Genomic DNA, 20448 nt, shown 5'->3' on the forward strand with positions numbered 1-20448 from the left:
GCGGTGCCGCAAACGGGCTCCGGCCCTTGCCAGACAAGCGAAGCGCTATCGCCCCGGTTGTCAATGCTTATGGCGGGGGTGGTCGGACTGGATTAGAATGACCGAGGGGCGCCGCAAGGAAAATGTAGGCGCTCGTCTACGAGTGAAGGAGTGGTGCTTTGAACAACAATATGTTTTCGAAGGCAGCGGTGTGGCTGGTGATCGCACTGGTGCTGTTTACGGTGTTCAAGCAGTTCGACAAGCCCCGCGTCCAGGAAGGCGTGTCCTATTCGCAGTTCATGGACGACGCCAAGAACGGCAAGGTCAAGAACGTCATCGTTCAGGGGCGCAACCTCACCGTCACTCCGGCTGATGGCCAGAAATACCAGATCGTGTCGCCCGGCGACATCTGGATGGTCGGCGATCTGATGAAGTACGGCGTGCAGGTCAGCGGCAAGGCCGACGACGAGCCGAACGCGCTGATGTCCGCGCTGTACTACCTCGGGCCGACGATCCTGATCATCGTGTTCTGGTTCTACATGATGAGGCAGATGCAGGGGGGCGGCAAAGGCGGCGCATTCTCGTTCGGGAAATCGCGTGCGCGGCTGATCGACGAAAACAACAACGCGGTGAACTTCTCCGACGTCGCGGGCTGCGACGAAGCGAAGGAAGAAGTGTCCGAGCTCGTCGACTTCCTGCGCGATCCGCAGAAATTCCAGAAACTGGGCGGTCGCATTCCGCGCGGCGTGCTGCTGGTCGGCCCTCCGGGTACCGGCAAGACGCTGCTCGCCCGCGCGATCGCGGGTGAAGCGAAGGTGCCGTTCTTCAGCATCTCGGGTTCGGACTTCGTCGAAATGTTCGTCGGCGTCGGCGCGGCCCGTGTGCGCGACATGTTCGAGCAGGCGAAGAAGCATGCGCCGTGCATCGTGTTCATCGACGAAATCGACGCGGTCGGCCGTCATCGCGGCGCCGGCATGGGCGGCGGCAACGACGAGCGCGAGCAGACGCTGAACCAGATGCTCGTCGAGATGGACGGCTTCGAGGCGAATTCCGGCGTGATCGTGATCGCCGCCACCAACCGTTCCGACGTGCTCGACAAGGCGCTGCTGCGTCCGGGCCGTTTCGACCGCCAGGTCTATGTCGGCCTGCCGGATATCCGCGGCCGCGAGCAGATCATGCGCGTGCACCTGCGCAAGGTGCCGATCGCGAACGACGTCGACGCGGCAGTCATCGCACGCGGCACGCCGGGCTTCTCGGGCGCCGATCTCGCGAACCTCGTGAACGAGGCCGCGCTGTTCGCCGCACGTCGTGGCAAGCGCATCGTCGAGATGCAGGACTTCGAGGACGCGAAGGACAAGATCTTCATGGGTCCGGAGCGCAAGTCGGCCGTGATCCGCGAGGAAGCGAAGCGCGCAACCGCCTATCACGAGTCGGGCCACGCGGTGATCGCGAAGCTGCTGCCGAAGGCCGACCCGGTGCACAAGGTCACGATCATCCCGCGCGGTCGCGCGCTGGGCGTCACGTGGCAGTTGCCGGAGCATGACAACGAGACGTATTCGAAGGATTACCTGCTGGACCGCCTCGCGATCCTGTTCGGTGGCCGCGTGGCCGAAGAGCTGTTCATGAACCTGGTCAGCACGGGCGCATCGGACGACTTCAACAAGGCCACGCAGACGGCGCGTGCAATGGTCGCCCGGTTCGGCATGACCGACGCGCTCGGGCCGATGGTCTATGTCGACGACGAGAACGATGCGTCGCCGTTTGGCCGGGGCTTCACGCGCACGATCTCGGAAGCGACGCAGCAGAAGGTCGACTCGGAAATCCGCCGCGTGCTCGACGAACAGTACGGCCTCGCGCGCCGCCTGCTCGAAGAGAACCGCGACAAGGTCGAAGCGATGACGGCCGCACTGATGGAGTGGGAGACGATCGACGCCGATCAGATCAACGACATCATGGAAGGCCGTCCGCCGCGCTCGCCGAAGAGTTCGCCGGCTGTCGGCGGCGATTCGTCGGGCGGCGGCAGCAGCGCCGAGGTGAAACCCGGCAACGCGCCGGCGCCGGCCACGCCGGCGGCATAATCTCCGCTTTAACGCCGTTCACGGGCTGGTGTGGCTTCACACCGGCCCGTTTTGCATTCATCCACATCCGTTGCTCGTGTCCGACTCCGCAGTGTCCCCGTTCCTTCCCGCGCCGCTCCAGTGCGGCCGCTTCGAACTGACGTTCGAACGCCCGCTCGTGATGGGCATCCTCAACGCCACGCCCGATTCGTTCTCCGACGGCGGCCGCTTCCTCGCGCGCGACGATGCGCTGCGCCAGGCCGAGCGGATGATTGCCGAAGGCGCCGACCTGCTCGATATCGGCGGCGAATCGACGCGCCCCGGTGCGCCGCCCGTGCCGCTCGACGAAGAACTCGCGCGCGTGATCCCGCTCGTGGAGGCGTTGCGGCCGCTGAACGTGCCGCTGTCGATCGATACCTACAAGCCGGCCGTGATGCGCGCGGCGCTGGCCGCCGGCGCGGACCTGATCAACGACATCTGGGGGTTCCGCCAACCGGGCGCGATCGACGCGGTGCGCGACGGCAACAGCGGCCTGTGCGCGATGCACATGCTCGGCGAGCCGCAGACGATGCAGGTCGGCGAGCCCGACTACGGCGACGTCGTGACCGACGTGCGCGATTTTCTCGCCGCGCGCGCGCAGGCGTTGCGCGACGCCGGCGTGGCGGCGGAGCGCATCTGCGTCGATCCCGGCTTCGGGTTCGGCAAGGCGGTCGTCGACGACAACTATGCGCTGCTGGCCGCGTTGCCGGACACGGCGCCCGCGCGGCCCGACGGGCGCGCTTATCCGATTCTCGCGGGCATGTCGCGCAAGTCGATGCTCGGCGCGGTGATCGGCGGCAAGCCGCCGCTCGAGCGCGTCGCGGCGAGCGTGGCGGCCGCGTTGTGCGCTGTCGAGCGTGGCGCCGCGATCGTGCGCGTGCACGATGTCGCGGCGACGGTCGATGCACTCAGCGTCTGGAACGCCGTGCGCGCAGCCGCGCGGCAACGATAAGTCAGAAAACGAAGGAGGAAGGACCCCATGGGACGTCGATATTTCGGCACGGACGGTATTCGCGGCACGGTGGGCGACGCGCCCATCACGCCGGATTTCGTATTGCGTCTCGGTTATGCGGCCGGCAAGGTACTGGCCGGCTCGGCCGACGTCGCGGCAGGCTCGCGTCCGACCGTGCTGATCGGCAAGGACACGCGCGTGTCGGGCTACATGCTCGAAGCCGCGCTCGAGGCCGGCTTCTCGGCAGCCGGCGTCGACGTGATGCTGGCCGGCCCGATGCCGACGCCTGGCGTCGCGTACCTGACGCGTGCGCTGCGCCTGTCGGCCGGTGTCGTGATCAGCGCGTCGCACAACCCGTATCACGACAACGGGATCAAGTTTTTCTCGGCTGACGGCAACAAGCTGCCGGACGACACCGAAGCCGCGATCGAAGCGTGGCTCGACAAGCCGCTCGAATGCGCGGCGTCCGACGGGCTCGGCAAGGCGCGCCGCCTCGACGACGCAGCCGGCCGCTACATCGAATTCTGCAAGAGCACGTTCCCGGCCGCGTTCAACCTGCGCGGACTGAAGCTCGTGATCGATTGCGCGCACGGCGCCGCGTACCAGATCGCGCCGCACGTGTTCCACGAACTCGGCGCGGACGTCATTCCGATCGGCGTCGCGCCGAACGGCTTCAACATCAACGACGGCGTCGGCGCGACCGCGCCGGACGCGCTGGTGCGCGCGGTGCGGGCGAACCACGCCGATCTCGGCATCGCGCTCGACGGCGACGCCGATCGCCTGCAGGTCGTCGACGCGGCCGGCCGCCTGTACAACGGTGACGAGCTGCTCTACGTGCTGGTGAAGGACCGGATCGTCACCGACGGCAAGGTCGAAGGCGCGGTCGGCACGCTGATGACCAACCTCGCCGTCGAAGTTGCGCTGCAGCGCGAGGGCGTGAAGTTCGTCCGTGCGGCGGTTGGCGACCGCTACGTGCTCGAGCAGTTGCGCGAGCATGGCTGGCAGCTCGGCGCGGAAGGGTCGGGCCACATCCTGTCGCTCGACCGGCATTCGACCGGCGACGGCATCGTGTCGGCGCTGCTGGTGCTGGCCGCGCTGAAGCGCAGCGGCCGTACGCTCGCGCAGATGCTCGACGGCGTCACGCTGTTCCCGCAGAAGCTGATCAACGTGCGGATGAAGCCGGGCGCCGACTGGAAGGGCAGCGCGTCGATTCGCGCGGCGATCGACGCAGCCGAAGCCGCGCTTGCCGGCAGCGGCCGCGTGCTGATCCGCGCATCGGGCACGGAGCCCGTGCTGCGCGTGATGGTCGAGGCGCAGCAGGCGGCCGACGCGGTGCGCCATGCGGAGACGATCGCCGACGCGGTGCGGGCGGCGACGACCTGACCGGGACAGGGCGCGCGGCGGCCCGGCCGCTTGCGCGCCCGTTTTCGGTGAATGTGCATGCGGCGCCCTCGGGCGCCGCGGTTTTGTCGGACGCAAAGGTTTGCGACACCTAATAGAAGGGTCCTTCGCCAAACGCATTCTTCCGATCAATTCAGGCATCCGACCCCGGAACCACGCCTGCCACCGAACCGGGCTTCCCGTCCGGCCAACCCTGCGCTACGATGCGCGCGCACGCCCTTGAAAACGGGCGTTCACCCCGTCCCTCCGAGGCAGGCAATTCTTGCCGCCAGCGCCGCTGCGGCGCTCCGACGCGCCACCCGATACTCCCTTTCAACCAGTCATGTTACTGTCACGCCAGTTTCATCGATTGTCACATTACCGTCATGAGCAGCCCCTAACCTTCGCGGTGCCGTAGTCATCCGCTCACACACTGGAGGTCTCATGAAATTGATGCAAACCGCGATTGCCGGCCTGGCTGGCGCGCTTTTCGCCGTCGCCGCCCACGCTGCCGACATCACGGGCGCAGGCAGCACGTTCGCGATGCCGATCTATACGAAATGGGCCGCGGACTACCAGCAGTCCGGCGGTTCGAAGGTCAACTACCAGGGCATCGGCTCGTCGGGCGGCCTGAAGCAGATCGTCGCGAAGACGGTCGATTTTGCCGGTTCGGACGCACCGCTGAAGGATGAAGAGCTCGCGAAGGAAGGCCTGTTCCAGTTCCCGACGGTGGTCGGCGGCGTGGTGCCGGTCGTCAACGTGCCGGGCGTGAAGGCCGGCGAACTGACGCTGTCGGGCCCGGTGCTCGGCGACATCTACCTCGGCAAGATCAAGAAGTGGAACGACCCGGCGATCGCCGCGCTGAACCCGAAGGTCAAGCTGCCGGATACGGACATCGCCGTGGTCCGCCGCGCTGACGGTTCGGGCACGAGCTTCATCTGGACGAACTACCTGTCGAAGGTCAACGACGAGTGGAAGTCGAAGATCGGCGAAGGCACGACGGTCAACTGGCCGACGGGCACGGGCGGCAAGGGCAACGACGGCGTCGCGGCCTTCGTGCAGCGTCTGCCGGGCGCGATCGGCTACGTCGAGTGGGCGTACGCGAAGAAGAACAACATGACCTACACGGCCCTGAAGAATTCGACGGGCACGGTGGTCGAGCCGAAGACGGAAACGTTCAAGGCCGCGGCAGCCGGCGCGAACTGGTCGAAGTCGTTCTACCAGATCCTGACGAACCAGCCGGGCAAGGAAGCATGGCCGGTCGTCGGCGCGACGTTCGTGCTGCTGCACGCGAAGCAGGACAAGCCGGAGCAGGGCGCGGAAACGCTGAAGTTCTTCAGCTGGGCGTTCAAGAACGGCGAGAAGGCTGCCGACAGCCTCGACTACATCTCGCTGCCGGCGACGGTCGAGACGGAAATCCGCAAGCAGTGGAAGACGAAGGTGACGGACGCTTCGGGCAAGCCGGTCGCCGCCGAGTAAGCCATCCAGCGGTTCGCTGCCCGGCCGTGCCGGTCGGGCAGTGTGTGCGGTAAAGCCGGGCGTCACGGCGCCCGGCGATCAAAAGCAGGCACCCATGTCTGATATTTCATACACGTCCTCCCGATCGCCCGACAGTGCGCAGCAGCGCGCGCCGAGCCGTCTCGGGGATGTCCTGTTCGGCGGCCTCGCACGGCTCGCCGCGATCGTGACCCTGCTGCTGCTGGGCGGGATCATCGTTTCCCTGATCATTGCGTCGATGCCGACCATCCAGAAGTTCGGCATCGGCTTCCTGTGGCAATCCGAGTGGGATCCGAACTCGGATGTGTACGGCGCACTCGTGCCGATCTACGGCACCATCGTGACGTCGATCATTGCACTCGTCATCGCGGTGCCGGTCAGTTTCGGCATCGCACTGTTCCTCACCGAGCTGGCGCCCGTGTGGCTGCGCCGTCCGCTCGGCATCGCGATCGAGCTGCTCGCCGCGATCCCGTCGATCGTGTACGGCATGTGGGGCCTGCTCGTGTTCGCGCCGATCTTCGCCGAATACTTCCAGAAGCCGCTCGGCCGCCTGTTCAAGGACGTGTGGGTGCTCGGCCCGCTGACGTCCGGCCCGCCGATCGGCATCGGCATCCTCGCGGCCGGCGTGATCCTCGCGATCATGATCATCCCGTACATCGCGTCGGTGATGCGCGACGTGTTCGAAGTCACGCCGGTGCTGCTGAAGGAATCGGCATACGGGATCGGCTGCACGACCTGGGAAGTGATGTGGAAGGTCGTGCTGCCCTACACGAAGACCGGCGTGATCGGCGGCGTGATGCTCGGCCTCGGCCGCGCGCTCGGCGAAACGATGGCCGTGACGTTCGTGATCGGCAACACGAACCTGCTCGACAGCGTCTCGCTGTTCGCGCCGGGCAACAGCATTACGTCGGCGCTCGCGAACGAATTCGCGGAAGCGCAGCCGGGCCTGCATACGTCGGCGCTGATGGAGCTTGGCCTGATCCTGTTCGTGATCACGTTCATCGTGCTGTCCATCTCCAAACTGCTGCTGCTTCGTCTCGAGAAGGGAGAGGGCAAGAAATGAGCGAGCCCATCATGAATTTCCCGGGGCCGGACGGCGCCGTGCTCGACGCGATGCGCAATCGTCTGCAGCGCCAGCGCAAGGTCGTCAACGCGATCGCGCTCACCGCGTCGCTCGGCGCGATGGCTTTCGGCCTGCTGTGGCTCGTGTGGATTCTCTACACGACCGTGCACCTCGGCGTCGGCGGCCTGTCGCTGCAACTGTTCACCGAGTCGACGCCGGCCCCGAACACGGAAGGCGGCGGTCTCGCGAACGCGATCGTCGGCAGCCTGCTGCTGTGCGGCTTCGGCACGCTGGTCGGCACGCCGATCGGCATCCTCGCGGGCGTCTATCTCGCCGAATACGGCCAGAAGAACCTGCTCGCCAGCACGATCCGCTTCATCAACGACATCCTGCTGTCGGCGCCGTCGATCGTCATCGGCCTGTTCGTGTACGCGATCGTCGTCGCGAAGTCGGGGCGTTTCTCGGGCTGGGCCGGCGTGATCGCGCTCGCGCTGCTGCAGATTCCGATCGTGATCCGCACGACCGAGAACATGCTCAAGCTCGTGCCGAACGCGCTGCGCGAAGCGGCCGTCGCGCTCGGCACGCCGAAGTGGCGCATGGTGCTGAAGATCACGCTGCGCGCGTCGGTCGGCGGGATCGTGACGGGCGTGCTGCTCGCGGTCGCGCGGATCGCCGGCGAAACGGCGCCGCTGCTGTTCACCGCGCTGTCGAACCAGTTCTTCTCGGTCGACATGAGCCAGCCGATGGCGAACCTGCCGGTCACGATCTACAAGTTCGCGATGAGCCCGTTCGCTGAATGGCAGTCGCTCGCATGGGCGGGCGTGTTCCTGATTACGCTCGGGGTGCTCGGACTGAACGTTCTGGCGCGCTCGATCTTCTCGAAAAAGTAACGGCGGAGCAATCCGATGAATATGGCAGAAAGCCACCTGAATCCCGTCGAGCGCACCGCTGCGCCCGCCGGCACGCAAGACGCGGCGCACGGCCGTCCGCTCGCGCCGCTGAACGCGAAGATCGAGGTCAACAACCTCAACTTCTTCTACAACAAGTTCCACGCGCTGAAGAACATCAACCTGCGCATTCCCGAAGGGAAGGTGACGGCGTTCATCGGCCCGTCCGGCTGCGGCAAGTCGACGCTGCTGCGCACGTTCAACAAGATGTTCGCGCTCTATCCGGAGCAGCGCGCCGAAGGCGAAATCCTGATGGACGGCGAGAACCTGCTGACGACGAAGCGCGACATCTCGCTGCTGCGCGCACGGATCGGCATGGTGTTCCAGAAGCCGACCCCGTTCCCGATGTCGATCTACGACAACATCGCGTTCGGCGTGAAGATGTTCGAAAAGCTCACGCGCTCGGAAATGGACGACCGCGTCGAGTGGGCGCTCACGAAGGCCGCGCTGTGGAACGAAGTGAAGGACAAGCTGGGCCAGAGCGGCTACGGGCTGTCGGGCGGCCAGCAGCAGCGTTTGTGCATCGCGCGCGGCATCGCGATCCGTCCGGAAGTGCTGCTGCTCGACGAGCCGTGCTCGGCGCTCGACCCGATCTCGACCGGCCGCATCGAGGAGCTGATCGCGGAGCTCAAGAGCGACTACACGGTCGTGATCGTCACGCACAACATGCAGCAGGCCGCACGCTGCTCGGATTACACGGCCTACATGTACCTGGGCGAGCTGATCGAGTTCGGCGAAACCGAAAAGATCTTCATCAAGCCGGTGCGCAAGGAAACGGAAGACTACATCACCGGCCGCTTCGGCTGATGACGGAGAACAACAGTCATGTCGGATAAACATCTGTCGAGCCAGTTCGACGCGGACCTGAATGCCGTGTCGTCGAAAGTGCTGGAAATGGGCGGACTCGTGGAGTCGCAGATCGTCGGCGCGATGCACGCGCTGAACGAATTCGATCGCGAGCGTGCCGAGAAGGTGATCGCGGCCGAGGAAACGCTGAACGCGATGGAAGTGGACATCGACCAGGAATGCGGCAACATCATCGCGCGGAGACAGCCTGCCGCGCGTGACCTGCGTCTTTTGATGTCGATCTCGAAAACGATTACGAACCTCGAGCGTGCCGGCGACGAAGCGGAGAAGATCGCGAAGCGCGTGCGCCGCCTGATCGACGAGCCGGCCGCGCGCGCGGTCAACATCGCCGAGATCAAGGTGTCGGGCGAGATGGCCGTGACGATCCTGCGCCGCGCGCTCGACGCGTTCGCGCGCCTCGATACGGTGGCCGCCGCGCAGATCGTCAAGGACGACAAGGAAATCGACCAGGAATTCCGCGCGTTCGTGCGCAAGCTCGTGTCGTACATGCAGGAAGACCCGCGCACGATCTCGGTCGGCCTCGAATACCTGTTCATCGCGAAGGCGATCGAACGGATCGGCGACCACGCGAAGAACATCGCCGAATTCATCATCTACATCGTGAAGGGCACCGACGTGCGGCACCAGCCGCGCGACACGCTCGATCGCGAAGCCAACAGTTAATCGACTCCGTACAGGAAGAACAGAGGTGCCGATGCCCAGCAACATTCTCGTCGTTGAAGATGAGCCCGCGATTTCCGAACTGATCTCGGTGAATCTCCAGCACGCCGGTCACTGCCCGATCCGTGCGTACAACGCCGAACAGGCGCAGAACCTGATCAGCGACGTGCTGCCCGATCTCGTGCTGCTCGACTGGATGCTGCCGGGCAAGTCCGGCATCGCGTTCGCGCGCGACCTGCGCAACAACGAACGGACCAAACACATCCCGATCATCATGCTCACCGCCCGCGGCGACGAGCAGGACAAGGTGCTCGGCCTCGAAATCGGTGCGGACGACTACGTGACGAAGCCGTTCTCGCCGAAGGAACTGATGGCGCGGATCAAGGCCGTGCTGCGCCGCCGCGCGCCGCAGCTGACCGAGGACGTCGTGTCGATCAACGGGCTGCGCCTCGACCCGGCCACGCATCGCGTCGCCGCGCACGGCGACGGCAGCGAGATCAAGCTCGATCTCGGCCCGACCGAGTTCCGCCTGCTGCATTTCTTCATGACGCATCCGGAGCGCGTGCACAGCCGCACGCAACTGCTCGACCAGGTGTGGGGCGACCACGTGTTCGTCGAGGAGCGTACCGTCGACGTGCACATCAAACGATTGCGCGCGGCCTTGAAACCGGCCGGCTGCGATGCGATGATCGAAACCGTGCGCGGCAGCGGCTACCGCCTCGCCAAGCACGCGTAACGTATCCGGGCATGCCGTGTGCCGCGGCATGCCGTTCCTTCTTTCGGACGCTGAATCATGAACATCATCTGGGCGCGCTTCCTGGTGTCGCTCGTGCTGCTCGTGCTGATCGGCGTATTGGTCGGCGTCTTCGCCGGCCCGACCGCGGGCCTCGTGTTCGTGGTCGTGATGCTGGTCGCGCAGGGCTTTTTCAGCACCTTCCATACGCAGCGTCTGTGGCGCCTGCTCGATGCGCCGGTCTACGGCGAAGTGCCGAGCGCGCCGGGCATCTGGGGCGAGATCTACTATCGGCTGCACAAGCTCGCGAAACAGTGGCATGCGCAGGTGCGGCAGGTCGAACAGCAGCATTCGCGCTTCATCCAGGCGATCCAGGCGTCGCCGAACGGCGTCGCGATGCTCGACGACCACGACCAGATCGAGTGGTGCAACGCGATCGCCGAAGTGCATTTCGGCCTCGATGCGAAGCGCGACCTGCGCCAGCACATCACGAACCTCGTGCGCCATCCCGATTTCGTCCGCTACCTGAACGCGCAGCATTACGACGAGACGCTGTTGATGCGCGGCATGGGCGACTCGCGGCAGAACGTGCTGGCCGTGCAGGTGTTTCCGTACGGCGAGAACCGCAAGCTGCTGCTCACGCAGGACATCACCGAGCTCGAGCGTACCGACGCGATGCGGCGTGACTTCGTCGCGAACGTGTCGCACGAGCTGAAGACGCCGCTCACCGTGTTGTCGGGCTTCCTGGAGACGATGCGCGAGCTGCCGCTGAACGAGGAGGACCGCGCGCGCTATCTCGACATGATGGAGCAGCAGGCGTCGCGGATGCGGCACATCGTGACCGACCTGCTGGTGCTCGCGAAGCTGGAAGGCGAGAGCAAGCCGCCGGTCGATCACGCGATCGACATGCGTGCGGTGTTCGACCATCTGAAGGAGGATGCGCAGACGCTGTCGAGCGGGCATCACGACATCGCGTTCTCGATCGACGAGACGCTCGGTGTCACCGGTGCGCAGACGGAATTGTTCAGCGCGTTCGCGAATCTCGTCACGAACGCGATCCGCTATACGCCGGACGGCGGCAAGATCGTCGTGTCGTGGCGGCGCGAGGGCGCGCAGGGCGTGTTTTCCGTCACGGACAGCGGCTTCGGGATTCCGGCCGCCGACCTGCCGCGGCTCACCGAACGCTTCTACCGCGTCGATCGCAGCCGTTCGCGCGACACGGGCGGCACGGGCCTCGGCCTCGCGATCGTCAAGCACGTGCTGCAGCGGCACGATGCGCATCTGTACGTGCAGAGCGAGGAAGGCCGCGGCAGTACGTTCACCGCGCGGTTCCCGGGCTCGCGCATCATCGCGATCCGGCCGGCCGCCTACGAAGCATGATCGCGTCGCGTTCCGGCGTTAAAAAAGCAGCCCGCGGGCTGCTTTTTTCATGGCGATGCGGTACGTCGCCCGCATCGCACCGACGGCTCACGAACAGAACTTCGCGAGCAGCCCGAGTTGCGCGTTGCGAATCGTCTTGCCCGCGCGGCGCCGGCGATAGTGGCCGTCGCTGTGCATCTGCCATGCCGACTGGTTGTCGCCGAGGCACACCGACAGCCCCTCGGCGATCACGCGCCGCTTGAGCTTGCGATCGCGGATCGGGAACGCGACTTCGACGCGGCGGAACAGGTTGCGGTCCATCCAGTCGGCACTCGACAGGTAGACGTCCTCGGCGCCGCCTGCGTGGAAATAGTAGATCCGGTGGTGTTCGAGGAAGCGGCCGACGATCGAGCGCACCGTGATGTTTTCCGACAGCCCCGGCACGCCGGGCTTCAGCGCGCAGACGCCGCGCACGATCAGGTCGACCTTGACGCCGGCCTGCGACGCTTCGTACAACGCAGCGATCACCGATGGCTCGAGCAGCGCGTTCATTTTCGCGACGATGCGCGCGCGCTTGCCGGCCTGCGCGTTGTCGATCTCCGCGCGAATCGAATCGATGATGCGCGGATGCAGCGTGAACGGCGACTGCCACAGCTCGTGCAGCGTCAGTTCGCCGCCGATGCCGGTCAGTTGCTGGAACACGTGATGAACGTCCTCGCAGATCTTCTGGTCGGCCGTCATCAGCCCGAAGTCGGTGTAGAGGCGCGCGGTGCGCGGATGGTAGTTGCCGGTGCCGAGGTGCACGTAGCGGCGCAGCGATGCCTTGCCGGCCTGCACGACGCGCCGCACGATCAGCATCATCTTCGCGTGGCACTTGTGGCCGACCACGCCGTACACGACATGCGCGCCGACGGCTTCGAGCTGCGACGCCCAGTTGATGTTGGTTTCCTCGTCGAAGCGCGCGAGCAGCTCGACGACGACGGTCACTTCCTTGCCGTTGCGCGCGGCTTCCATCAGCGCGTCCATCAGCGGCGAGTCGGTGCCGGTGCGGTAGATCGTCTGCTTGATCGCGACGACGCTCGGATCCTTCGCGGCCTGCTGCAGCAGCTCGAGCACCGGCTGGAAGCTCTCGTACGGGTGGTGCAGCAGGAGGTCGCCGGCGTCGATCGCATCGAACATCGTCGGCGCGTTGGCGATTGCCGCGGGAGTCGACGCGGTGAACGGCGTGAACTTCAGGTCGGGTCGATCGACGAGATCTGGAATCTGCATCAGGCGCACGAGGTTCACGGACCCGGCCACGCGATAGCAGTCCTTGTCGCCGAGTTCGCTTTCCTCGAGCAGGCGTCGCACGATGTGCAGCGGCGTGTCCGCCGATACTTCGAGGCGTACCGCGTTGCCGAGGTGGCGCGCGGGCAGCTCGCCCTGCAGCGCGACACGCAGGTTGGTGATTTCGTCTTCGTCGACGAACAGCTCGCTGTTGCGCGTGATGCGGAACTGGTTGCAGCTCTTCACGACGAGTTGCGGGAACAGTTCGCCGACGAAGCGCTGCATGAACGAGCTCAGCAGCACGAAGCCGTGCTCGAAACCCGACAGCGCGTGCGGCATGCGCACCACGCGCGGCAGCGCGCGCGGCGCCTGCACGATGCCCATCACGGCCTGGCGGCCGAACGCGTCGCGGCCTTCGAGCTCGACGACGAAGTTCAGGCTCTTGTTCAGCACGCGCGGGAACGGGTGCGCCGGATCGAGGCCGATCGGCGTCAGCACGGGCAGCAGCTCGTCGAGGAAGTAGTGTCGCGCCCATTCGAGCTGCTCGTCATTCCACGTGTCGCTCGCGTGGAAGTAGATGCCTTCCTGTTCGAGCGCGGGCAGCACGGTTTCGTGCAGCATCGTGTACTGTCGATGGACGAGCCGCTGCGCGCGTTCGACGACGAGATCGTAAGCGTGCTGTAACGACATGCCGTCGGGCGTCAGCGCGCCGGGATTGTCGCGGATCTGCTCCTGCAGGCCGGCCATCCGGACTTCGAAGAATTCGTCGAGGTTGCTGCTGGTGATGCAGATGAAGCGCAGGCGCTCGAGCAACGGGACTTGCGGATCGGCCGCCTGGGCCAGCACGCGCTCGTTGAAACCGAGGATGCCGAGTTCACGATTGAGAAGCGGGTAACGGACGGACATCGGCAGAGTAGGGGGTAATTCAGGCGATGATTCGAAAGGACGCTCGGAAACTCTCACGGTACGATGACGTGCTGATGACAATAATGGTTTTATATCGGGAAATTCTACGCCGTAACCCTTTCGTCGCATAAATGTTTCGGCTATATGGAATCGAGCAGTGTGCATGCCCGTGAAGCGTGGCAACGGCAAGCGTTCCACGCTTAAAATGTCGCCTTTGATTGATCGCCCTCGGTTGCCGGAACGGCTGCCGCGGAAGAACGCGCACGGAGCCCCCTTCTGATGGTTACAACTCCCCACTTGCTGGCTGCCGTGGATCTCGGCTCGAACAGCTTCCGGCTGATCGTCGGGCGCGTCGAGGAAACGCCGGCAGGCAGCCAGATCTATCCGGTCGACGCGCTGCGCGAGCCGGTCCGGCTGGCCGCGGGCCTGTCGAGCGACAAGATGCTCGACCGCGCGTCGCAGGAGCGTGGCTGGGAGGCGCTCAAGCGGTTCGGCGAGCGCCTGCGCGATTTTCATCCCGATCATGTGCGCGCGGTGGCGACCAACACGCTGCGTGTCGCGAAGAACGCCGCGGAATTTCTCGGCGAGGCCGAGGCGGCGCTCGGGTTCCCGATCGAAGTGATCGCGGGCCGCGAAGAGGCGCGCCTCATCTATGCGGGCGCCGCGCACTCGGTGCCGGCGAGCGCCGGCAAGCGGCTCGTCGTCGACATCGGCGGCGGCTCGACCGAATTCATCATCGGCTCGCACTACACGCCGATCGTGATGGAGAGCCTCTATATCGGCTGCGTGAGCCATAGCCGCACGTTCTTCCCGGCCGGCAACGTCGACGAGTACACGATGCGGCAGGCCGAACTCGCGGCCAAGCGCGAGATCCAGATTATTTCGAGCGAGTACAAGAAGGCCGGCTGGGACCAGGCGATCGGCTCGTCCGGCACCGCGCGCGCGCTCGCGGAACTCGTCGAGGCGAACGGCTTCAACGATCCGGGCATCACGCACGGCATTTCGCGCGGCGGGCTCGAGCGGCTGAAGCGCGCGCTGATCAAGTCGGAGAACGTCAACCGGCTGAAGCTGATCGCGCTGAAGCCCGACCGCGTGCCGGTGCTCGCGGGTGGCCTGGCGATCATGCTGGCGGTGTTCGAGGAACTCGGCGTCGACTACGTCGACACGACCGACGGCGCGCTGCGCCTCGGCGTGCTGTACGACCTGCTCGGCCGGACGCAGCACGAGGACATGCGTGCGGTGACCGTCGAGGGTTTCACGCGCCGCTACGGCGTCGATCGCGCGCAGGCCGAGCGGATCGGGGCGCTCGCGGCGCGTTTCTACGACGAGCTCGAGGAAGACGACGAGGAAGCGCGCGAGGAAGGGCGGATGTTCCTCGGCTGGGCGGCTGCGTTGCACGAGATCGGCCTGTCGATCTCGCACAGCGCGTATCACAAGCATTCGGCCTATATCGCGAGCAATGCGGACATGCCGGGTTTTTCGCGCACCGACCAGGCCCGGCTCGCCGCGCTCGTGCTCGGCCATGCGGGCAAGCTCGGCAAGCTGTCGCAGTCGCGTGAGGTCGAGTGGCCGCTGCTGTTCTGCCTGCGGCTCGCGGCGCTGCTGTGCCGGCGCCGGACCGATGCGGGGCTCCCCGATATTTCCGTCTCGCAGATGAAGAAGGGCGGTTATGAGGTGCGCCTGCCGAACGCGTGGGTCGAGCAGAACCCGTTGACCGACTACAGCCTCAGCCAGGAGGCGGCGGAGTGGGAGAAGGTCGGTATCCCGTATCGCGTGGTGTATACCGGCGCGTGACGGGGCGATAGCGGGCCCGGAAGGTGTTTCGGGATGCCTGGAGCCGGGTGGGCGGTATGCTGCGCCATCCGTTCGGCGTGGCCGCACGCTCGTGCTGGCGGCCCGCTCAGTCCGACGAGCAGACGATCGCGGTCAGGAACGGGAATGCCTGCTTGACGGTGGCGTCGCTGCCGGCCTTGCGCACGGCTTCCTCGACCGAGCCCTTCGTGCCGCGTACGACGACGCCGTAGGCCCAGTCGCCGATCGGCGTGCCGTCGCCCGGACGGAAGATCGGGTCGTTCGCCTGGTAGCCGAGCACGACATAGACGCCGAAGCCGTAGGCCGTCAGCGGGTGGTTCGTGCGGAACGCATTGACCGAGTTCGATTCGACGTGCATCGGCTCCGACTGGATGTCGCCGGCGGCGAGCAACGGTGCGACGAACTTGTGGCCGGTCGAATGGCAGTCGAGCGCGTCGTCGAGCGCTTTCGCCGACGCGGTGCCGGCGGCGGCGGTCGCGAGCATGAGCAGCGACGCGCAGAGGGCTGGCTTGAGAACGTTGTTTTTCATGCGCGGTTGCCGGGTTGTTTCACACGTATTATCGCGTGTTCCAGCAAGTTTCGTGCGCGGGCTTGACGGCGGATGCGCGGGCGCATCGACGTGGTGGTGGGCCCGTACCCGGGCCGGGCCGCCGCGCGCTGCGGAAAATCGGTGGGCGATTCCAGGGCCGGTAAAAAGCGCCCGTAAACGGAAAAGGGGCTACGGTGTTCAACCGTAACCCCTTGATTCCTTTGGTCGGAGCGAAAGGATTCGAACCTTCGACCCTCTGATCCCAAATCAGATGCGCTACCAGGCTGCGCTACGCTCCGACGAGCCAAAGATAATAACGTCGAATGGCCGATCCGGTCAATCACGATATGCGGATAAATGCCGCGGCGGCGAGCGGTCCGCGATTTGCGACAATTCACGGGACGATCGGCCGGCCCGTACGCATGCGCGCGCGGGCGCTCGCCGAAGCAAGGAGAACATCATGATGAACCTGATCCTGTGGCGTCACGCCGAAGCCGAAGATTACGCAACGAGCGATCTCGCGCGCCAGTTGACCGTGCGCGGCCGCAAGGACGCGCAGGCGATGGCCAAATGGCTGCGCGGGCGGCTCGAGACGAATACCGTGATTCTCGCGAGCCCGGCGGCGCGCACCGTGCAGACCGTGGAGGCGCTGACCGACCAGTACCGGACCGTCGACGCGCTCGCGCCGGGCGGCGGCGTCGACGACGTGCTGACGGCGGCCGGCTGGCCGGAAGGCATCGCGCCGACGGTCGTGATCGTCGGCCACCAGCCGACGCTCGGCAGCGTCGCCGCGCAGCTGGTCGCCGGCGGCGACGACAGCTGGAGCGTCAAGAAGGGCGGAATCGTGTGGCTGGCGAGCCGCACGCGCGACGGCAACCGGCAGGCCGTGCTGCGGGCGGTACTGACGCCCGAACTGGTGTAAAGCCCCGTCTGAATAGGTTTGAAGGGATTGATCATACGGTTTCGCAAGCTTTCTGCTAAAGTCAATTCGGCGACACGTCATTGAAAGGACACGGTCGTGCCACATAACGGTCACGGCCGATTACTACATTGGCGGGCATGTCGTCCTATTCCTTACGACCAGGAAAGCCTAATGCGAGAACTGCCGACGCCTACGCTCCCCTTTGCCTCGCTGCCCCTCGACACGTCGCGGCGCCACCTGCCGCGCGCCAGTGAAACCGTCACATCCGAGTATCGCCTGCGCGCCGCATGGGCGCGCACGGAAGACGAATTGCGCGAAGCCCAGCGCCTGCGCTTCAGCGTGTTCGCCGAAGAGATGGGTGCGCAGGTCAGCGGCCCGTCCGGTCTCGACGTCGATCCGTTCGACGCGTATTGCGACCACCTGCTGGTCCGCGATCTCGACACGCTGAAAGTCGTCGGCACGTACCGCGTGCTGCCGCCGCACCAGGCGGCGCGGGTCGGCCGCCTGTACGCCGAAGGCGAATTCGACCTGTCGCGCCTCACGCACCTGCGCGGCAAGATGGTCGAGGTCGGCCGCTCGTGCGTGCACAGCGACTATCGCAGCGGCGCCGTCATCATGGCGCTGTGGGGCGGGCTGGGCGCGTACATGATGCAGAACGGCTACGAGACGATGCTCGGCTGCGCGAGCGTGTCGATGGCCGACGGCGGCCACTACGCGGCGAACCTGTACCAGTCGCTGTCGGCCGGCTCACTGACGGCGCCCGAGTATCGCGCGTTCCCGCACACGGCCCTGCCGGTCGACGAACTGCAGACGGGCACCGTCGTCGCGCCGCCGCCGCTGATCAAGGGTTATCTGCGTCTTGGCGCGAAGATTTGCGGCGCACCGGCCTGGGATCCCGACTTCAACTGCGCGGATTTCCTGACGCTGTTCCGCCTGTCGGACATCAACGCGCGCTACGCCCGCCACTTCCTGGGCTGAGTGGTCCGAATCGCAGCGCGCCCTCTGAGGGCGCGCTGCGCGCAAGCGAACGCCGTCGCGTGGCAGACGTCACGCGACGGCGTTCGTGTATCCGGTCGATGTGTGTGTATCGGGCCCCGATAATTTCGGCGACATGCGGCGATCACCGTGCCGCCGAGCGGCACGTTCGCACCGGCCCCGGGGACGGGCCGGACGGCAGCGACGCGCTCAGTGCTTGCGCCGCCAGTCGAGCAGGTGGTGTTCCGCCATCCAGTGGTGGATCATCCCTTCGCCTTCATGGCTGCGCTTGTATTCGCGCGACTCGAAGTACGACAGCGCGACGAGCACCATCAGACCGATGAACAGGCCGATCAGGCCCGCAATTTCTTCAGACGACATGGCAGCCTCCTTTCAACGGCACAGCGCCATGCGTACATAGTAGGACATGCGCGGCGCAACCCCGAAACCCGATTTCCGCTAGACTCGGCGCGGTCTCGGCGTGCGTTCGGCGCGCCGTTTTCCGGAGCCCTACCTGATGACCCGTTTCGTGCTGGCCGTGCTGGCCGCATCCCTCCTTGCCGCTTGCAGCAGCGATCCCCGTCAAGCACGCCGCGGCCACCCGCCGGAAGATCCGGCCGACTATCACGGCGTGCCGACCGACATGACGCCGCCGTCGATGCTCGACGCGCCGTCGCCGAAACCCGTGCAGTCGCAGTAACGGTCGGCCGGGGCCGCTGTCACGCGCGGGCTGCCGATGCGGCCTGCGGGTCGGCGCCGACCCGCCGCAACAGCGCCGGCAGATAGCGCGCGAGCGTCGCGCCGCGCGCCGCCATGAACAGCAGCAGCGCGAACCACAGGCCGTGATTGCCGAACGTGCCGACGGCGGCGAGCGTGGCCGCGACGAAGATCGACAACGACGCGACCATCGCGCGCATCAGCGATTGCGTCTGCGTGGCGCCGATGAACACGCCGTCGAGCAGGAAACCCCAGACCGACACGATCGGCGAGATCGCGGCCCACGGCAGGTAGCGCAGTGCGACGGCGCGGATCTCGGCCTGATCGGTCAGGCGCGCGACGATCCAGCCGCCTGCGGCCCAATAAACGAGCGCGAACAGCAGCGCGCCGAGTGCCGACCAGAACAGCGTGACGCGCACGGCTTGCCGGAATGCGCGGCGATCGCGCGCGCCGGCCGCCGCGCCGACGAGCGCCTCGGCCGCATGCGCGAAGCCGTCGAGGCCGTATGCCATGAAGGTCTGGAAATTCAGCAAGAGCGCATTCGCGGCGAGCGTCGCGTCGCCTTGTTGTGCGCCGAGATGCGCGAACCATCCGAAGGCGCCGAGCAGGCACAGCGTGCGCAGGAAGATGTCGCGATTGAGCGCGATCAGCCGCTTGAGCGCTGCACGGTCGGCAAGCGCGCGTACCGCGAGCGGTGCAAGGCCGCGCGGCCGCAGCCGCCACAGCATCCATGCACCGAGCGCGAAGCCGCACGCGTCCGCGGTGGCGGTCGCGGCGCCGATGCCGGCGATCCCCCAGCCGAAACCATACACATAGAGCAGCACGGCACCGATGTTCACCGCATTGATGAACACCTGCGCGACGAGCGCGAGCCGGACGCGCTGCATGCCGAGCAGGTAGCCGAGCACCACGTAGTTCGCGAGCGCGAACGGGGCGCTCCAGATCCGTGCGTGGCTGTACCCGAGCGCCGTCGCGCGGACGGCCTCGCTGCCGCCGAGCGCGGACAGCGCGAACGACAGCAGCGGCACCTGCAGCGCAAGCACCGCGGCGCCGAGCGCGAATGCGACGATCAGCGCGCGCAGCAGGTTCAGGCGGATCCCGGCGGCGTCGCCGGCGCCATGCGCCTGCGCGACGAGGCCGGTCGTCCCCATCCGCAGGAAGCCGAAGCCCCAGAACACGAAATTGAAGAACAGCCCGCCGAGCGCGACGCCGCCGAGATATTGCGCGCCGTCGAGGTGGCCGGCGACGGCCGTGTCGACGGCGCCGAGGATCGGTTGCGTCAGGTTCGCGAGGACGATCGGGAACGCGAGCGCGAGGACGCGCCGATGCGTGACGGCGGCCGACGCGCTACCGGCCCCGTGCGGTAAGGCGGATTCGGACATGGTGGACGCGTCAGGCGCGTTCCTGCACGCAGACCCACGGCGAGACGACGACCGCCCACAGCTCCGGATTGCGCGCCGCGTAGTCGGCGGCGGTCTCGGCCGGCATGCGCGCGACGAGGCCGGACGACAGCCAGCGCGTGACCTGTCCGGTGTCGTCGCTGGCGACCGCTTCCGCGACGCTGACGAGATCGAGGTCGCGCGCAACGGACAGCAGCTTGCCCTGCGCGAAGAAGCGCTCGAGGTCGCACCAGTCGATCTTGGCGGTTTCGCCGAGGAGTTTGGCGTAGAGCGGGCTGTGCGACGCGCCCGCGGCGGCGTGTTGATCAGAGGACATCGGTTTCTTGGAAAGACTGCGTGGCGCCACTATAAACCATCCGGCCGGGCGGGCCGAGCGGGGACAGTGCGC

General features: G+C 66.3%; 19 protein-coding genes and 1 tRNA gene. 14 read left to right on the top strand and 6 right to left on the bottom strand.

All coding sequences use genetic code 11. From position 1 onward, the window contains the following. Positions 1 to 158 precede the first annotated feature (158 nt). The 10 genes from ftsH to phoR all read left to right on the top strand — a co-directional run bounded on the left by ftsH (position 159) and on the right by phoR (position 11554). Positions 159 to 2057: an ATP-dependent zinc metalloprotease FtsH gene (gene ftsH, locus H0X90_RS05795; protein WP_006490511.1), complete on the top strand. Its 1899-nt coding sequence runs from the start codon at positions 159 to 161 to the stop codon at positions 2055 to 2057. A 28-nt stretch (positions 2058 to 2085) separates the two neighbouring features. After that, positions 2086 to 3027 (top strand): dihydropteroate synthase, encoded by a 942-nt coding sequence (gene folP / locus H0X90_RS05800; RefSeq protein ID WP_077189631.1) that lies wholly within the window; start codon positions 2086 to 2088, stop codon positions 3025 to 3027. A 27-nt stretch (positions 3028 to 3054) separates the two neighbouring features. Continuing rightward, complete coding sequence (gene glmM, locus H0X90_RS05805; RefSeq protein ID WP_006497611.1) at positions 3055 to 4410, top strand: phosphoglucosamine mutase; 1356 nt, start codon at positions 3055 to 3057, stop codon at positions 4408 to 4410. Positions 4411 to 4851: 441 nt separating this feature from the next. Next, on the top strand, positions 4852 to 5886 hold the full coding sequence (pstS, locus tag H0X90_RS05810) for a phosphate ABC transporter substrate-binding protein PstS (RefSeq protein WP_006490565.1): 1035 nt from the start codon (positions 4852 to 4854) through the stop codon (positions 5884 to 5886). 94 nt (positions 5887 to 5980) lie between these two features. Beyond that, complete coding sequence (gene pstC, locus H0X90_RS05815; RefSeq protein ID WP_006490596.1) at positions 5981 to 6967, top strand: phosphate ABC transporter permease PstC; 987 nt, start codon at positions 5981 to 5983, stop codon at positions 6965 to 6967. Then, positions 6964 to 7857 (top strand): phosphate ABC transporter permease PstA, encoded by an 894-nt coding sequence (pstA, locus tag H0X90_RS05820; RefSeq protein WP_034178403.1) that lies wholly within the window; start codon positions 6964 to 6966, stop codon positions 7855 to 7857. Before pstC ends, pstA begins: the two co-directional genes overlap by 4 nt. 15 nt (positions 7858 to 7872) lie before the next feature. Next, the gene (gene pstB, locus H0X90_RS05825) at positions 7873 to 8721 is read left to right on the top strand and encodes a phosphate ABC transporter ATP-binding protein PstB (protein ID WP_006490515.1); all 849 of its coding nucleotides are present in this window, start codon (positions 7873 to 7875) and stop codon (positions 8719 to 8721) included. Between the two features lie 18 nt (positions 8722 to 8739). Continuing rightward, entirely contained in the window at positions 8740 to 9444 is a 705-nt protein-coding gene (phoU, locus tag H0X90_RS05830) for a phosphate signaling complex protein PhoU (RefSeq protein ID WP_006490618.1), read from the top strand. Positions 9445 to 9475: 31 nt separating this feature from the next. After that, positions 9476 to 10177: a phosphate regulon transcriptional regulator PhoB gene (gene phoB, locus H0X90_RS05835; RefSeq protein WP_006750313.1), complete on the top strand. Its 702-nt coding sequence runs from the start codon at positions 9476 to 9478 to the stop codon at positions 10175 to 10177. A gap of 57 nt (positions 10178 to 10234) precedes the next feature. Then, positions 10235 to 11554 carry a phosphate regulon sensor histidine kinase PhoR gene (gene phoR / locus H0X90_RS05840; protein ID WP_006490622.1) on the top strand — a complete coding sequence of 440 codons (1320 nt, stop codon included), beginning with the start codon at positions 10235 to 10237 and terminating at the stop codon, positions 11552 to 11554. 87 nt (positions 11555 to 11641) lie between these two features. Here the strand turns inward: phoR and ppk1 are convergent, their stop codons facing one another. Next, on the bottom strand, positions 11642 to 13705 hold the full coding sequence (gene ppk1 / locus H0X90_RS05845; RefSeq protein ID WP_006490552.1) for a polyphosphate kinase 1: 2064 nt from the start codon (positions 13703 to 13705) through the stop codon (positions 11642 to 11644). 279 nt (positions 13706 to 13984) lie between these two features. On the opposite strand from ppk1, the gene ppx reads away from it, so the two are divergent. Next, entirely contained in the window at positions 13985 to 15499 is a 1515-nt protein-coding gene (gene ppx, locus H0X90_RS05850; RefSeq protein WP_006490522.1) for an exopolyphosphatase, read from the top strand. 106 nt (positions 15500 to 15605) lie between these two features. On the opposite strand, the gene H0X90_RS05855 is transcribed toward ppx, so the two are convergent. Beyond that, positions 15606 to 16046, bottom strand: coding sequence for a hypothetical protein (locus tag H0X90_RS05855; protein ID WP_012492497.1), 441 nt, complete (start codon positions 16044 to 16046; stop codon positions 15606 to 15608). A 222-nt stretch (positions 16047 to 16268) separates the two neighbouring features. Beyond that, positions 16269 to 16345, bottom strand: a tRNA-Pro gene (locus H0X90_RS05860). A 161-nt stretch (positions 16346 to 16506) separates the two neighbouring features. Between H0X90_RS05860 and sixA the strand changes: the two genes are divergently transcribed. Next, on the top strand, positions 16507 to 16968 hold the full coding sequence (gene sixA / locus H0X90_RS05865) for a phosphohistidine phosphatase SixA (protein WP_006490592.1): 462 nt from the start codon (positions 16507 to 16509) through the stop codon (positions 16966 to 16968). Between the two features lie 171 nt (positions 16969 to 17139). Further along, positions 17140 to 17946, top strand: coding sequence for a GNAT family N-acetyltransferase (locus H0X90_RS05870; RefSeq protein WP_006490555.1), 807 nt, complete (start codon positions 17140 to 17142; stop codon positions 17944 to 17946). Between the two features lie 207 nt (positions 17947 to 18153). On the opposite strand, the gene H0X90_RS05875 is transcribed toward H0X90_RS05870, so the two are convergent. Further along, on the bottom strand, positions 18154 to 18324 hold the full coding sequence (locus H0X90_RS05875; RefSeq protein ID WP_006476323.1) for a hypothetical protein: 171 nt from the start codon (positions 18322 to 18324) through the stop codon (positions 18154 to 18156). Positions 18325 to 18460: 136 nt separating this feature from the next. Between H0X90_RS05875 and H0X90_RS05880 the strand changes: the two genes are divergently transcribed. Continuing rightward, positions 18461 to 18643, top strand: a complete 183-nt coding sequence (locus H0X90_RS05880; RefSeq protein WP_006490588.1) for a hypothetical protein — start codon at positions 18461 to 18463, stop codon at positions 18641 to 18643. Positions 18644 to 18662: 19 nt separating this feature from the next. Here H0X90_RS05880 and H0X90_RS05885 read toward each other — a convergent pair whose 3' ends face one another. Beyond that, positions 18663 to 20042, bottom strand: coding sequence for an MATE family efflux transporter (locus tag H0X90_RS05885; protein WP_006490551.1), 1380 nt, complete (start codon positions 20040 to 20042; stop codon positions 18663 to 18665). A gap of 10 nt (positions 20043 to 20052) precedes the next feature. Continuing rightward, positions 20053 to 20376 (bottom strand): DUF2288 domain-containing protein, encoded by a 324-nt coding sequence (locus tag H0X90_RS05890; RefSeq protein WP_034200759.1) that lies wholly within the window; start codon positions 20374 to 20376, stop codon positions 20053 to 20055. Positions 20377 to 20448 lie beyond the last annotated feature (72 nt).

The sequence above is a fragment of the Burkholderia sp. 9775_39 genome (genome assembly GCF_015712225.1).
In the GTDB taxonomy this organism is placed as follows: Bacteria; Pseudomonadota; Gammaproteobacteria; order Burkholderiales; family Burkholderiaceae; genus Burkholderia; species Burkholderia cenocepacia.

What these genes read in the sequence shown, in the direction of transcription:
- H0X90_RS05870 (WP_006490555.1), top strand. Translation starts at nt 17,140, where the DNA reads ATGCGAGAACTGCCGACGCCTACGCTCCCCTTTGCCTCGCTGCCCCTC.
- H0X90_RS05855 (WP_012492497.1), bottom strand. Translation starts at nt 16,046, where the DNA reads ATGAAAAACAACGTTCTCAAGCCAGCCCTCTGCGCGTCGCTGCTCATG.
- phoU (WP_006490618.1), top strand. Translation starts at nt 8,740, where the DNA reads ATGTCGGATAAACATCTGTCGAGCCAGTTCGACGCGGACCTGAATGCC.
- pstB (WP_006490515.1), top strand. Translation starts at nt 7,873, where the DNA reads ATGAATATGGCAGAAAGCCACCTGAATCCCGTCGAGCGCACCGCTGCG.
- H0X90_RS05885 (WP_006490551.1), bottom strand. Translation starts at nt 20,042, where the DNA reads ATGTCCGAATCCGCCTTACCGCACGGGGCCGGTAGCGCGTCGGCCGCC.
- ppx (WP_006490522.1), top strand. Translation starts at nt 13,985, where the DNA reads ATGGTTACAACTCCCCACTTGCTGGCTGCCGTGGATCTCGGCTCGAAC.
- H0X90_RS05890 (WP_034200759.1), bottom strand. Translation starts at nt 20,376, where the DNA reads ATGTCCTCTGATCAACACGCCGCCGCGGGCGCGTCGCACAGCCCGCTC.
- glmM (WP_006497611.1), top strand. Translation starts at nt 3,055, where the DNA reads ATGGGACGTCGATATTTCGGCACGGACGGTATTCGCGGCACGGTGGGC.
- phoR (WP_006490622.1), top strand. Translation starts at nt 10,235, where the DNA reads ATGAACATCATCTGGGCGCGCTTCCTGGTGTCGCTCGTGCTGCTCGTG.
- pstS (WP_006490565.1), top strand. Translation starts at nt 4,852, where the DNA reads ATGAAATTGATGCAAACCGCGATTGCCGGCCTGGCTGGCGCGCTTTTC.
- pstC (WP_006490596.1), top strand. Translation starts at nt 5,981, where the DNA reads ATGTCTGATATTTCATACACGTCCTCCCGATCGCCCGACAGTGCGCAG.
- pstA (WP_034178403.1), top strand. Translation starts at nt 6,964, where the DNA reads ATGAGCGAGCCCATCATGAATTTCCCGGGGCCGGACGGCGCCGTGCTC.
- ppk1 (WP_006490552.1), bottom strand. Translation starts at nt 13,705, where the DNA reads ATGTCCGTCCGTTACCCGCTTCTCAATCGTGAACTCGGCATCCTCGGT.
- phoB (WP_006750313.1), top strand. Translation starts at nt 9,476, where the DNA reads ATGCCCAGCAACATTCTCGTCGTTGAAGATGAGCCCGCGATTTCCGAA.
- H0X90_RS05880 (WP_006490588.1), top strand. Translation starts at nt 18,461, where the DNA reads ATGACCCGTTTCGTGCTGGCCGTGCTGGCCGCATCCCTCCTTGCCGCT.
- sixA (WP_006490592.1), top strand. Translation starts at nt 16,507, where the DNA reads ATGATGAACCTGATCCTGTGGCGTCACGCCGAAGCCGAAGATTACGCA.
- H0X90_RS05875 (WP_006476323.1), bottom strand. Translation starts at nt 18,324, where the DNA reads ATGTCGTCTGAAGAAATTGCGGGCCTGATCGGCCTGTTCATCGGTCTG.